This is a genomic window from Pantoea coffeiphila, from assembly GCF_016909495.1.
Lineage (GTDB): Bacteria > Pseudomonadota > Gammaproteobacteria > Enterobacterales > Enterobacteriaceae > Erwinia > Erwinia coffeiphila.
Map to the genome: position 1 here is coordinate 635652 of NZ_JAFBFW010000002.1, position 13245 is coordinate 648896.

General features: G+C 58.4%; 11 protein-coding genes. 4 read left to right on the top strand and 7 right to left on the bottom strand.

Translation table 11 applies throughout. The features are described 5' to 3' along the window. Positions 1-79: 79 nt before the first annotated feature. Both ybbP and ybbA read right to left on the bottom strand, forming a co-directional pair. Positions 80-2497: a putative ABC transporter permease subunit YbbP gene (gene ybbP, locus JOE09_RS08650; protein ID WP_205065485.1), complete on the bottom strand. Its 2418-nt coding sequence runs from the start codon at positions 2495-2497 to the stop codon at positions 80-82. Further along, the gene (gene ybbA, locus JOE09_RS08655) at positions 2494-3180 is read right to left on the bottom strand and encodes a putative ABC transporter ATP-binding protein YbbA (RefSeq protein ID WP_205065486.1); all 687 of its coding nucleotides are present in this window, start codon (positions 3178-3180) and stop codon (positions 2494-2496) included. Before ybbA ends, ybbP begins: the two co-directional genes overlap by 4 nt. Here ybbA and tesA point away from each other — a divergent pair. The 3 genes from tesA (at position 3151) to JOE09_RS08670 (ending at position 5508) form a co-directional block, all read left to right on the top strand. Then, positions 3151-3774 carry a multifunctional acyl-CoA thioesterase I/protease I/lysophospholipase L1 gene (tesA, locus tag JOE09_RS08660; protein ID WP_146114103.1) on the top strand — a complete coding sequence of 208 codons (624 nt, stop codon included), beginning with the start codon at positions 3151-3153 and terminating at the stop codon, positions 3772-3774. The genes ybbA and tesA overlap by 30 nt on opposite strands. A gap of 31 nt (positions 3775-3805) precedes the next feature. Next, the gene (locus tag JOE09_RS08665; RefSeq protein ID WP_275584420.1) at positions 3806-4579 is read left to right on the top strand and encodes an SDR family oxidoreductase; all 774 of its coding nucleotides are present in this window, start codon (positions 3806-3808) and stop codon (positions 4577-4579) included. Between the two features lie 71 nt (positions 4580-4650). Continuing rightward, complete coding sequence (locus JOE09_RS08670) at positions 4651-5508, top strand: co-chaperone YbbN (RefSeq protein ID WP_205065488.1); 858 nt, start codon at positions 4651-4653, stop codon at positions 5506-5508. Between the two features lie 133 nt (positions 5509-5641). Here the strand turns inward: JOE09_RS08670 and JOE09_RS08675 are convergent, their stop codons facing one another. The 5 genes from JOE09_RS08675 to JOE09_RS08695 all read right to left on the bottom strand — a co-directional run bounded on the left by JOE09_RS08675 (position 5642) and on the right by JOE09_RS08695 (position 11694). Continuing rightward, positions 5642-6859, bottom strand: a complete 1218-nt coding sequence (locus tag JOE09_RS08675; protein WP_205065489.1) for an MFS transporter — start codon at positions 6857-6859, stop codon at positions 5642-5644. A 58-nt stretch (positions 6860-6917) separates the two neighbouring features. After that, complete coding sequence (locus JOE09_RS08680; protein ID WP_205065490.1) at positions 6918-7820, bottom strand: carbamate kinase; 903 nt, start codon at positions 7818-7820, stop codon at positions 6918-6920. A gap of 78 nt (positions 7821-7898) precedes the next feature. Then, entirely contained in the window at positions 7899-8717 is an 819-nt protein-coding gene (locus JOE09_RS08685; RefSeq protein WP_205065491.1) for an oxamate carbamoyltransferase subunit AllH family protein, read from the bottom strand. Between the two features lie 34 nt (positions 8718-8751). Continuing rightward, positions 8752-10017, bottom strand: coding sequence for a YlbE family protein (locus JOE09_RS08690; protein ID WP_105590862.1), 1266 nt, complete (start codon positions 10015-10017; stop codon positions 8752-8754). Between the two features lie 9 nt (positions 10018-10026). Then, positions 10027-11694, bottom strand: coding sequence for an acyl-CoA synthetase FdrA (locus tag JOE09_RS08695; RefSeq protein WP_205065492.1), 1668 nt, complete (start codon positions 11692-11694; stop codon positions 10027-10029). A 365-nt stretch (positions 11695-12059) separates the two neighbouring features. Here JOE09_RS08695 and allD point away from each other — a divergent pair, with 365 nt between their 5' ends. Next, entirely contained in the window at positions 12060-13109 is a 1050-nt protein-coding gene (gene allD, locus JOE09_RS08700) for an ureidoglycolate dehydrogenase (protein WP_105590860.1), read from the top strand. Positions 13110-13245 lie beyond the last annotated feature (136 nt).

The window sequence follows — 13245 nt, forward strand, 5'->3', positions numbered from 1 at the left end:
CCCACCGGTCGGCGCGAACACCATGCCTGGCAGATGGCAGGCTCGAACACCACGCCTGGCAGTTACTGGCCTAACGATCTCACCCCGCCTCATACCCCCTGAACAGCGCCCTGCCCTTCAGCAACCGAATACCCAACCAGCCGCCGCAGAGAGAAAGCAGCAGCGCGCCGGTCAGCGGCAGCACCAGCCACAGCACGAAATCCGGCTGCCACGGGAAATCGAACACTTTTCGCTGTAATCCCCACAGCGCCGCCTCCGCACCGATTGCCGCCGCAGCGCCAGAGACCACACCTAGCAGCGCGAATTCGCACCACAGCGTACCGCGCAGCAGCTTTTTACCCGCGCCCAGCGTGCGGTAGACCACCAGCTCCTGACGCCGCTGGCGCATACCCACCTGGATTTGTGCCAGCAGCAGCAGCACGCCGCAGGCGGTCACCAGCACCACCATAATTTCCAGCGCCTGGCTCACCTGCGCCAGTACCTGCCCGATTTGCCGCAGAATGCTGCCGATGTCCAGCAGGCTCAGAGTCGGAAACTCGCGGTTTAGCTGCACCAGCAGCGCGTTGTTATTGTCCAGGCGGAAACTGGTCAGCCAGGTCTGCGGCTGCGCATCCAACGCGCCCGGCGGGAAGATAAAGAAGAAGTTCGGCTTCAGGCTTTCCCAGTCCACTTTGCGCAGGCTGGTAATTTTCGCCGTAAAGTCCTGGGTATCGCCGGTAAAGGTCAGCGTGTCGCCCAGCTTCACGCCCAGCCTTCCCGCCAGTTCCTCCTCCATCGAGGTTTCACCCGCTTTTGGAGGCCATGTACCTGCGGTGAGCGGATTATGATCCGGCAGATCGCGCTGCCACGTCAGATTCAGCTCGCGGTTTAGCGATTCATCCAACTTCGGATCGACCGGTTGCTGATTGATGCCGGTCAGCCGCACGCGGGCTACCGGATAGAAGGTTTCCGGCTTCACCTGATGCTGTTCAAGGAAGGTTTTCACCTGCGGCACCTGCTGCTCGGTCAGGTTCAGCAGGAAATAGTTTGGGCTACCCGGCGGCAGCTGCTGCTGCCAGCGATCCAACAGATCGCCACGCATCACCAGCAGCAGCGCCAGCAGCATAAACGACAGCGAAAATGCGGCCAGCTGGCTCAGCGTAGTCCACGGCTGCCGCAGCAGACGATTTACCGCAAGGCGAAACGCCAGATTACGCAGGGTCAGGCGCTTGAGCAGCAGCAGTCCGCCCCAGCCAATCGCACCCAATAGCAGCGACAGCAGCACAATGCCCGCTACCAGCGCCCACAGCAGTGTGCTGCCGCCAACCAGAAGCGCCAGCAGCCCCACCACCACCAGCGCCATCAGCGGCAGATAGATTTTCAGCGGCCAGATATTCGCCACCGCGTCGCGCCGCAGCACGCGCAGCGGCTGGGTTGCCAGCAGCAGACGATAGGGCCGCAGTCCAACCAGTAGGGAAATCACAAATAGCGAGCCTACCGCCCACAGCCACGGCCAGCCGCTGGCAGCCGGGAGTTCACCGGGCAGCACCGGGCGCAGCATACGCAGCAGCAGCGCCTCAAACCCCATACCGATAACGCCACCGCAGATCGCCGCCAGCAGCAGTACGGCCAGCCACTGCCCGACAATCAGCTTACGCAAGGCTTTGCGGTTCGCGCCCAGGGTTTTCAGTACTGCCACCAGATCATAGCGGCTACGGCAGTAGTGGTTCATCGCCACCGCTACGGCGGCAATCGCCAGCATCAGCGTCAGCAGCGCCGACAGCAGCAGGAACTGCTGGGCGCGCTGCATAGATTTACCCAGCGCATCGTCCGAATTTTCCACGCTGATCCAGCGCTGGTCCGGCGTCAGGCGTGAGGCTATCCAGTCGTCAAAGCGCGCCAGCTGCTGCGGATTGCCGGCAAATTTATAGTGCCAGCTCAGGCGGCTGCCCGGCTGCACCGCACCGGTTTTTTCCACGTCGGCCAGATTCATTAACAGGCGCGGTGCGGTCTGGAACGGATTGAATCCCGCATCCGGTTCCTGAATCACCTCGCCCGCAATACGCAGCGTGGTATCGCCAACGTCAAGATTGTCGCCGCTTTTACGCTCGAGCAGCGCCAGCAGCCGGGGCGCGGCCAGCACGGTTCCCGCCGCCGGTTTTAACCCGGCAGGCTCGGTCGCCAGCTGGCCGAACATCGGATAGGCATCATCCACCGCTTTCACAGACGCCAGCTGCGGGGTATCACCGGCGAAGGTCATAGTCATAAAGGTCAGCTGGCGCCCAACCTGTAGCCCGTCGCTGCGCGCCTGCTCAAGCCATTCGGCAGGCACCTCGCGCGAGCTGCGCAGCGTGCGGTCGCCCGCCATGAAATCACGGCTTTGCTGAGTTAAGCCTTTCTCCATGCGGTCGCTGAGCGATCCCAGCGCCAGCACGCAGGCCACCGCCAGCGTCAGCGCCAGCCAGACAATCAGCAGCGAGGGGGATTTCCACTCACGCCAGAACCAGCGCCAGATCATGATTCCTCCCATAGCTTGCCGTCGCGCAGCCGCAGGCGACGATCGCAACGCGCCGCCAGCTGTTCATCGTGGGTGACCAGAACCAGCGTGGTGCCAAGGTCACGATTCATGGAAAACAGCAGATCGGCGATACGATCGCCGGTTTTGCGGTCGAGGTTACCGGTCGGTTCATCGGCAAACAGCAGCGCCGGGCGGCCATTGAACGCGCGGGCCAGCGCCACGCGCTGCTGCTCCCCGCCGGAAAGCTGGGCCGGCAGATGGCTCAACCGCTCACCAAGCCCGAGCTGGGCGAGCAGCTGCGCCGCCTGTTCCCGGCTCTGGCGGTCACTCTCCCCGCGCAGCAGCGCCGGGAGCTGTACGTTTTCCACCGCGTTCAGCGTGGGCACCAGCATAAATGCCTGAAAAACGAAGCCGACATTTTTCGCCCGTAGCTCCGCCCGCTGCTCTTCATCCATTTTATACAGCGGCTGCCCCAGCATCATCACTTCCCCTTCGCTGCCGTCGTCCAGACCGGCAAGAATGCCGAGCAGCGTCGATTTCCCTGAACCCGACTCGCCGATCAGGGCGATAGTTTCAGCCGGTTTGACAACCAGCTCAACTCCGGTAAGGATGGAAAGCTGATGCTCACCCTGACCGACGGACTTACTAAGACGATGAACTTCAAGAATGTTTTCCGCTGGCATTACCCTTTCCTGTTGCTGTTAGCTTTGATGACGATGCGCGCGACGGCGGCGGATACGCTGCTGGTGCTGGGCGACAGCCTCAGCGCCGGTTACCGCATGTCCGCCAGTGCCGCATGGCCTGCGTTACTCAATGATAAGTGGCAAAAATCACCCGCTATTATTAACGGTAGCATAAGCGGCGACACCGCAGCCCAGGGGGTTGCACGTCTGCCCGCTCTGCTGAAAAAGCATCAGCCCCGCTGGGTGCTGATTGAACTGGGTGGCAATGACGGCCTGCGCGGCTTCCCGCCCAAACAGCTGGAGCAGGATCTGGACAGCGCCATTAAACAGGTTAAAGCCGCCGGGGCGCAGCCGCTGCTGATGCAGGTTCGCCTGCCCGCCAACTATGGCCGCCGCTATACCGAATCCTTCGCCGCCATTTATCCGCAGCTGGCGGAGCGCAATAGCATTCCGCTGGTGCCGTTCTTTATGGAGCAGGTGTATCTGAAACCGGAGTGGATGCAGGATGACGGTATTCATCCGGCCCCTGCCGCACAGTCGTTTATTGCCGATGTGATGGCGAAACAGCTGGCTCCTTTAGTTAACCATGAGTAACCCGGCCACGAACGCTGTAACAGGTAAAGTTATGCAAAAATCTATCGTAATAACCGGCAGTTCCAGCGGAATTGGCCTGGTGGCGGCCAGCGATTTGCTGCGCCGGGGCTATCATGTGATTGCCGCCTGCCGCAAGCCCCAGGACGTGGAGCGGATGAATGAGCTGGGCTTCAGCGGCGTGTTGCTCGATCTGGATGATGCAGAAAGCGTTGAGCGCGGTGCGGCAGAGATCCTCACGCTGTGCGAGGGCCGCCTGTTCGGACTGTTTAACAATGGCGGTTTTGGCCAGTATGGACCGCTGCAATCGGTTACCCGTGCCCAGCTGGAGCGGCAGTTTTCCACCAACCTGTTCGGCGCCCACCAGCTGACTATTCTGCTGCTGCCGGCGCTGATCGCCAGCGGTGCCGGGCGCATTATTAACACCAGCTCGGTACTGGGGCTGATCTCTACGCCGGGCCGCGGTGCCTATGCCGCCAGCAAATATGCGCTGGAAGCCTGGTCCGATGCGCTGCGTATGGAGCTTCATACCAGCGGCGTGCGCGTCAGCCTGATCGAACCGGGGCCAATCAGTACGCGGTTTACCGATAATGTCAGCCAGGCGCAGCAGGATAAACCGGTGAAAAACCCGGGCATCGCCGCCCGCTTTACCCTGCCGCCGGAGGCGATTTTGCCGAAGCTACACCACGCGCTGGAAAGCAAGCATCCGCGCCTGCGTTATCCGGTGACGCTGGTCACCTGGACCATGACGCTGCTGCGCAGGCTGCTGCCGGGGCGCGCGCTGGACTGGTTTTTACGGCAGAATTAGTCCACGGGCCTTGAAGCCCGCCGGTCTGCCCCAATACAGTATGAAACACTCACGTGAAAAGAGACGAATTCATGGCACCACACGCTGCGATTGTTGAAATTAATGAAACCAACCTGCACCAGACGCTGGAACAGTCAATGCAGGTTCCCGTACTGTTTTATTTCTGGTCCGGGCGCAGCCAGCACTGCCTGCAACTGACGCCGCTGCTGGAGCGCCTGGCGCAGGAGTATGCCGGTCAGTTTATTCTGGCAACGCTGGACTGTGATGCAGAACCTGCCGTCGCACAGCAGTTTGGCCTGCGCTCAATCCCGACCGTGTATCTGTTCCAGAACGGTCAGCCGGTCGACGGCTTCCAGGGGCCGCAGCCGGAAGAGGCGATCCGCGCCCTGCTGGAAAAAGTCCTGCCGAAGGAAGAAGAGCTGAAGGCGCAGCAGGCGATGCAGCTGATGGACGAAGGCAAAGCGCTGGAGGCCCTCCCGCTGCTGAAAGATGCCTGGCAGCTGAGCAATCAGAGAAGTGACATCGGCTTCCTGCTGGCTGAAGTGCTGATCGAACTGAACCGCAGCGATGAAGCGGAAGCGGTGCTGAAAGCGGTGCCGTTGCAGGATCAGGATAGCCGCTATCAGGGGCTGATTGCGCAAATCGATCTGCTGAAACAGGCGGCGGACACTCCGGAGATCCAACAGCTGCAGCAGCAGATCGCCGAGAACCCGGAAGACGCGTCACTGGCAACCCAGCTGGCGATCCAGCTCCATCAGGTTGGCCGCAACGAAGAGGCGCTGGAGCTGCTGTTCGTTCATCTGAAGAAAGATCTTGGCGCTGCGGATGGCCAGGCGCGTAAAATCCTGCAGGAAATTCTTGCCGCGCTGGGTACCGGCGATGCGCTGGCCAGCAAGTACCGCCGCCAGCTTTACTCCCTGCTTTACTGATCGTTCATCGATAATTGCGCATCCCGTCCGTTGCGGAAATCGAAAAAGAACGTGTAGCCAGTTGCGGGCGTTGATCGTTCAGCACCATACGTACATAAGAGGCTCATCCGGCGATGAGCCTCTCCATAACGGGCTAAATCCGCTTACCTTCCTTCACAAACAGCATCGCCACAAATCCCACCACGGTGATCATCGCGGCAAAGTAGAAGCCCGCGTTCAGCGAGCCGGTACTGTCGGCGATAAATCCGGTTACGTATGGGGCAAAAATTGATGCCGCCATGCCGAAGAAGTTGTACAGGCCGAAAGCAGTACTCAGCGCAGCGCGCGGTGCGTTATCCGCCACCAGCGCAATCAGTACCGGGTTAAGGCTGATTTTGCCGATAAAGCCGTACAGCACCAGCACGCCAATCAGCGCCGCTTCGCTTGAGGAGTAAACAATGCCGAAAATCGCCAGCAGCGAGAACGGCAGCATGCACAGCACAACGGGTTTCCGACGGCCCAGCTTGTCGGAAATATAGCTGCAAATCAGCGTACCCAGCACCGAGATCCACGGCACGATCGAGGCGATGCCCGCCGCGTGCACAATGTCCATCCCGCGCTCTTTTTGCAGGTAGTACGGCAGCCAGGTGATGATGACAAAGAAGCCGTAAATCGAGCAGAAGATGGTGATGTAGGCCATCAGCAGATTGCGATTTTTAAACAGATCGCCGAATTTGAAGTCGCCTTTGGTTTCTGTCCCGGCAGCAGGGTTAGCATCCGTAGACGGTGCTTTTTCACGGATAAATACCAGCATCAGCAGCGCTACGATTAATACCGGCAGCGCCATCGCCAGGAACGGCATCTTCCACGTTGTGTGGTAGTGCTCAATCATAAAGCTGGAGAGGTAATAACCCAGCGCGATACCAAACGACATGCCGCTGCCGATTACCGCGCTGCCGAGGGTGATCCACTTTTTCGGAATAGCTTCTGATGAGAGTGCGTACTGCGGGCCGTAGTAGACGCCCTGCGATGCACCGGTCAGCATCCACAACAGCATAAAAATCAGGAAGGTGGGTGAAATGCTGATAGCGGCCATAAACAGCGTAAACAGCATAAAGCCGCTGACCAGAATGCGCTTTCTGCCTAAGCGGTCGCCGAGCAGTCCGGCGGGAACCTGCAGCAGGGTATAGGCCAGAAAGAACAGACTGCTGATCAAACCCAGCTGACTTTTAGACAGGCCGAATTCGGTTTCGATCTGCGGCATTACCGGGCTGAGCACCGAACGCGCGGCGTAAATCACCACCCAGCCGAGGAAAAAGATAATAACGGTTTTAATCCAGTACGGGACCCGCTCATTTTTTGTTGTTTGCATAAAGCCATACTCCCTGGTATGACGGGCGCGAAGGCCCATCGTGATTCCTGATACTATTTTACGGTGTCACTAGTGTTCCCGCCGTACCGGCCAGCACAGCATCAATGTCCTTCAGTGCGCCAATGTGCGCAACTTTACCACTGCGCTGTACGAAGCGGCTGACCGCCATGATTTTGGGCCCCATCGCACCGTCGTTGACCGCCAGCGGTGCCAGTTCGCCCGTGGTGGCAGAGCGGATCGCGCGCTGCTTCGGCGTTCCCCAGTGTTCGTAGACCGCATCCGCATCGGTGAGGATCACCAGATGATCGGCATCCAGCGCTTCCGCCAGCAGCGCCGAGGCCAGATCTTTATCGATCACCGCTTCACTGCCCACCAGACTGTCGCCCTCAGCAACCATCGGTACACCGCCACCGCCGTTGCAGATGACGATATGATTTTTCGCCATCAGCAGATTGATCGCTTCGATATCAATGATTTTCTTCGGTTCCGGCGAAGGAACCACGCGGCGCAGGTAGCTGCCGTCCAGCTTCATATTCCAGCCGTATTTCTGTTCCAGCTCCTGCTGCTGCGACGGCTGGTAAACCGGACCAATAAATTTGCTCGGCTGCTGGTAGGCAGGGTCATTGCTGTCCACCAGCACGCGGGTCAGCAGCGTGGAAACCGGCTGCGACGGATGATACGCCGACAGCTGCTGTGCCAGCATGTAACCGATCATCCCCTGGCTTTCCGCCACCAGAATATCCAGCGGGTAAGGCGGTACGTCGCGGTAGGCCAGATTCTGCAAGGCCAGCAGCCCGACCTGTGGGCCGTTGCCGTGCACAATAGCGATGCGGTATTTCTTCGCCAGCTTGCCAACCGCATCGGCGATAAGAGAAATACTGCGGTACTGGTTCTCCGCGGACAGCACTTCACCACGCTGTAACAGGGCGTTGCCCCCCAGAGCAATCACTAACGTTTCCATTCGAACCTCTGTTTTCTCTGAATTCAGGTAACAGGAATCCCTGCCGGAGCGGGTCCGGCAGCGATTTTTCCTGCAAATTTAATAAAGACTGTTGATCACTCTGGCCCCGGACCAGATGCCCAGCAGCGTATCCACGCCGGAGGAGTGCCCGATTTCCAGCAGATCGCCAACGGCAGCGGGCAGCGAACGGTCACCGGACAGCGCCGCTGCAAACTGCTGCATCGGCGAGGAGAAAACCCCCTGCGCGGCAAACCGTAGATAGTTGACGCTGATCAGCGTCGTCAGCTCATCCAGCGGGCGGCTGGCGGCAAAGAATGCGGGTAGCCGGGTAACATCAATACGCCGATCGAACCAGGCACAAAACAGCATCCCCAGCACCGTGTCATCGTTGCCCGGCGTCAGGCCCGGGCCTTTTCCCAGCACGCTGCTCCAGTCCACGATTTCGCCCAGCAGCCAGGTGCGGAACTGCTGCTGCATCTGCAGAATCTCCGCGTTTAAAGACTGGCTAACAATGCGATCGAGGCGGCCGAACAGCCCGGTTTCAGCCGTTGTGGCAGCCAGCACCGCCTCCAGCGGATCGACGGCGATCTGCCCGGTTCGTGACAGAGACAGATCGGTACGATGTTCCGACGGGCAGAGGCAGATATCCGCCAGCACGATCCCCTCTGGTAGCAGTTCACACGCCGGGGACCCGGCCAGTTCGTCGGAGAAATCGTCAAAGTCTTCATCGGCGATTTCCCAGCCCATCGGACTTAACCCGCGCCCTTCACGGTGCAGCGTCAGCAAATGCTGACCCGGGGTAAGGAGATTGATCGCGTTGCGAAAATGCCCGACGCAGCGCAGTGGACCGAAGTCCTCTGTGGCATGACGGCTGACGGCGAGCGCAATACTTTCCATCTCTCCTCCCCCGGACTCCCCGGTTAGTACTGACTTAACCGGTGATGCCCAGCTCTTCGGCCAGCGCTTCGATGGCTTTTTCAAAACAGCCCAGTGGGGCACGCACTGTACCCGCACCGATCTGACCGACGCCAGCTTCGCGGTGGGCGATACCGGTGTTGATCAATGGGGTGATGCCGGTTTCCACTACGCGGCGCGCGTCAAGGCCCAGGCAGGCGCCCTGGAAATCCCAGGTTGGGATTTGCAGCATCATGTTGCGCTCAAGGAAGATTTCCGCCATCTCTTCCGAAATTTCAGTGGCCGCCGTCATACCGCCTGCCGCACCGACAAAGCGGGTTACGCCAGGTGCTGCAACCATCGCCGCGCCGCCGATACCGAAGGTTTCAGTGATCGCACTGTCGCCGATATCCGGGTTCGCATCGGCCTGGCTGTAGCCGGAGAAGAACAGCCCTTCCGGGGTATTCACCGGCGCGGTGAACCAGCGATCGCCCATGCCGCTGATTTTAACGCCGAAGTTTTTGCCGTTACGGGTCATCACCGTCACGATGGTTCCCTGTTTAATCTCCGCTCCGGCGTCCATCGCCGCCTTGCAGTAGGCCATCGCCAGGTTGAGGAAGAACTGATCGGTGATGCTGAGGAAGTGCATCGCGCGGCCAAGCTCGGCCTTATCACGATCCAGCAGAGTGATTTTTGGTGCCAGCTGGCGCATCAGCAGCGCGGAAGCAGCAATATTACGCTGGTGGAATTCGTCACCCATGGTAATGGCCTGCGCCATCAGGGCGGTCAGGTCGATACCGTCAGCAAAGGTTGCCAGCACGTCTTTCAGAATCGGGGTCAGCGAGTCGCGCATCCAACGGTGGCGTTCCTGCACGTCCGGGCCGTAGGCACCGAAACGCATCACTTTACCGATGCCTTCGTTCAGGTTGCAGTAGGCGAAGTTGCCGTGCGTGTGGTTTTTCACCACCACCATCGGCATGTGGGCGGAAGTGATGCCGCCCATCGGACCCACGGCACTGACGTTATGGCAGGGGATAAACTCGATTTCACCCTTTTCCAGCAGCGCCAGCGCCTGCTGTTCATCGCTGGCCCACTCTTCAAACAGGCAGGCACCGATACAGGCACCGCGAACCGGGCCGCTCATTTCCTGCCAGGTGACGGGAGGACCCGCATGCAGCAGCTTTCTGCCCTGATTCAGTTCAGGAACCAGTTTTTTTGCTAAATCAACGTCAATCCAGTGTGGACGGGCTTCACGAATGCGGGCGATAACCGCGGCGTTGGCTTGTTCAATAGAATCGTACATATCAATCCCTTACTTTAATTTTTTCAGTATGTTAGCTAAACGTTGGTTGCCGCCGGCAACCGGAGCCCACTGGTAGTGAACCACTGAAATTTCGTTGGCTTGCAGATCCTCGGCAAAGCTGCGCAGGCCTGCATTTATGACCGACACACCGTTCAGCAGCGCCGGAACCGGTTCGGTTGACGGGGCAGGCTGCGGATCGGTCAGATAGCCGGCCAGCGCGACCGCTTCCGGCAGCGAATTCATCACCGCGATCCCCGCCTCATTTAAGATGGCGATCTGCGCTGAGCGCTGCTGCGGGTCCTGCTCGGTCCCGGTGACGGTGGCAATCACTGCCAGCGGATGGGCCGTACCACGTTTTTCACGCAGGCGTTTTACTTCGGTCGCCAGCGAGGTTGCCGGGTCCTCCTGCGCGCCGTAGCCGATGACCACATCCAGCAGCAGTACGCCAACCTGCGTCTGCTGGCTCAGCCGGGCGATTTCCTGATTGCGGGTTGACGGGTCAATCATCGGGTGTGGTTTACCCTGGGTGTAGAAGTCGTCACCCATATCAATGATGCGATGACCGTCGGCGTTCAGCATTGAGCCGTGGTGGTGGCTGCTGTCGGCTTCAACGCCCAGGCGATCCGCCAGCAGCATCGCGCACTCTGCGGCCAGCGTGCCGCCTGCGTACAGACCGGAGATTTTTCCCCCGCAGACAGCAGGCTGCTGTTCGGCCATCTGCTGCACGTGCCCCAGCATCGCGGCAAGGCGCGCGGCCTCATCCAGCGTGGCGGCGAAGGTAATATTGCCATCCTGCTTCTGCGCGGCTTTCGCGCCGAGGAACAGCGCTACTACCGGCTTGCCGAGGGTTTTCATTTCGGCAATCACCCGGGTGCGCACCGCTTCCGCAGGAGGTTTGGATACGAACGCCAGCACTTTGCTCTGCGGATCGGCAGCCAGCATACGCAGCGCGCTGAGGGCGCTGATGCCGCCCACGTCGGCGGTTAAGTCACGGCCGCCCAGGCCGATAGCGTGAGAAACACCCTGCCCTGCGAGGGTAATTTGCGAGGTCAGTTCCTGAATACCGGTGCCCGATGCGCCGATAATCCCGATGCAGCCTTTCGGGGCTACGTTGGCAAAGGCCAGCGGTGCACCGGCGATATTGGCGGTGCCGCAGTCCGGCCCCATCACGATCAGTCCTTTTTCGCTGGCTTTGGTCTTCAGTGCGCGTTCCTGTTCCACGCTGACGTTGTCGGAAAACATCATCACGTTGCAGTCGTCGTCCAGCGCCTGATCGGCCAGCTGCCCGGCATATTCACCGGCAATTGAAATCAGTACCAGGTTGGCATCCGGCAGTTTCTGCCGTGCGGTACGCCAGCTGCGGGCCTTGAGCAGGCGTTTGCCGCCCTGCTGGCCCTGAGCAATCGCCTTCAATGCCGCATCCAGCTCATCGGCAATCTCTGCTGTGATTGATTCGTCGGCGGATTCTGCTTTGATCGCCACGCAGATATCGTTAGGGGTTGCCTCATTGAATTCCGGGTGCCAGAAACCGGTGGCCTCCAGCAGGGATTTATTCGCAGGTGTCCCCATCATCACCGATATTTCATCAACGCGTGGGGAATCGCTGAGCTTGCGGGAAATTAGCATCAGGCTGACTGAGTCCTGAAAACTCCCTTTTTTAAGAAAAGCATGGACCATAGTAATATCCTTAAACATCTTGTGAACATCACAATCATTAACGGCGGCTAAATATTTTCATAACCTGTATATTTCCGAGCCATTATTGCTGCCCGAAAAACTACAAATAAAAAGGGTTGATAAAGGTGAGTGCTATCACACTTTACCCATTGTTAGAAAAAATCGTCGAATACCCGTCTGATTAATAAATTCACTGAGAAAGGAAGGGCTTATTTGTTAGAAATATTCTAATAATCCCCTGAGCATTCAAAGAAAATTTGAGCCAATGGAATAATGCCTGTCTGGATCACATTATTTAACTCCCAGCTTTATACATTAGGCCGCAGAGGTGGATTAATTAAACCGCAGTAACCAAAGGACTATTTATGAAAGTCTCTAAACAAGAATTATATCAACTTATTCGGAATAAAATTCATTCCGCAGGATTAAGCCAGGAACATGCGGGTATCGTCGCGGATGTTCTGGTTCATGCTGATGCACGCGGCATCCATTCTCACGGAGCGGTAAGGGTTGAATACTACTCAGAGCGCATCAGCAAGGGAGGCACCAACAATCAGCCCCACTTCACCTTTGAAAAGACCGGTCCGTGCAGCGCCATTTTTGACGGTGACAACGGTGCCGGTCACGTCGCCGCGAAGCTGGCCATGGATCGCGCCATCGACATGGCGAAAGAAAACGGCGTGGCGGTGGTCGGCGTTCGCCGCATCGGCCACAGCGGCGCACTTTCCTACTTTGTCCAGCAGGCATCGAAAGCCGGTATGATTGGGATCTCCGTCTGCCAGTCCGATCCGATGGTTGTTCCCTACGGCGGTGCGGATGTTTACTACGGCACCAACCCGATTGCTTTCTCCGCACCGGCGGAAGGCGACGAAAATATCACCTTTGATATGGCCACCACCGTGCAGGCGTGGGGCAAAGTACTGGACGCCCGTTCACGCAACGTGCCTATCCCGGATACCTGGGCCGTCGATGCTGAAGGCAAAAACACCACCGATCCATTTGCCGTCAGCGGTCTGCTGCCGATCGCCGGGCCTAAAGGCTATGGCCTGATGATGATGGTCGATATCCTTTCCGGCATTCTGCTGGGCCTGCCTTTCGGCAAACATGTGAGTTCGATGTATCACGATCTCAGCGCAGGTCGCGAACTGGGGCAGCTGCATATTGTGTTAAATCCGAGCTATTTCACCAATGAAAGCAGCTTCCGTAAAAATATCAGCCAGGTGATGAAAGAACTGAATGAAGTGAAACCGGCACCGGGCGTGGAAAAAGTGCTTTATCCCGGTCAGGGTAGCCATCTTCGCGAAATTGAAAGCGATCGTGACGGCATCGACATTGTAGATGAAATATATCAGTACCTGATTTCTGACGATATTTATCAAAAATCGTACGATCATAAAGATCCGTTTGCCAGCTAACGTCGTGGCAATAAATCACCGCGGCGCTGGCATCGTTTAAATAAACGCCACCGCCGTAACGTCTTATAAATAATCCGGGCAAAGCAGGGCTGCTGATTAAATGTACGTTTAACGCCCTTTACTTTACTCAGGGAAT

Coding starts and splice junctions, on each gene's coding strand:
- ybbP (WP_205065485.1), bottom strand. CDS start 2,497: ATGATCTGGCGCTGGTTCTGGCGTGAGTGGAAATCCCCCTCGCTGCTG.
- tesA (WP_146114103.1), top strand. CDS start 3,151: ATGAACTTCAAGAATGTTTTCCGCTGGCATTACCCTTTCCTGTTGCTG.
- ybbA (WP_205065486.1), bottom strand. CDS start 3,180: ATGCCAGCGGAAAACATTCTTGAAGTTCATCGTCTTAGTAAGTCCGTC.
- JOE09_RS08665 (WP_275584420.1), top strand. CDS start 3,806: ATGCAAAAATCTATCGTAATAACCGGCAGTTCCAGCGGAATTGGCCTG.
- JOE09_RS08670 (WP_205065488.1), top strand. CDS start 4,651: ATGGCACCACACGCTGCGATTGTTGAAATTAATGAAACCAACCTGCAC.
- JOE09_RS08675 (WP_205065489.1), bottom strand. CDS start 6,859: ATGCAAACAACAAAAAATGAGCGGGTCCCGTACTGGATTAAAACCGTT.
- JOE09_RS08680 (WP_205065490.1), bottom strand. CDS start 7,820: ATGGAAACGTTAGTGATTGCTCTGGGGGGCAACGCCCTGTTACAGCGT.
- JOE09_RS08685 (WP_205065491.1), bottom strand. CDS start 8,717: ATGGAAAGTATTGCGCTCGCCGTCAGCCGTCATGCCACAGAGGACTTC.
- JOE09_RS08690 (WP_105590862.1), bottom strand. CDS start 10,017: ATGTACGATTCTATTGAACAAGCCAACGCCGCGGTTATCGCCCGCATT.
- JOE09_RS08695 (WP_205065492.1), bottom strand. CDS start 11,694: ATGGTCCATGCTTTTCTTAAAAAAGGGAGTTTTCAGGACTCAGTCAGC.
- allD (WP_105590860.1), top strand. CDS start 12,060: ATGAAAGTCTCTAAACAAGAATTATATCAACTTATTCGGAATAAAATT.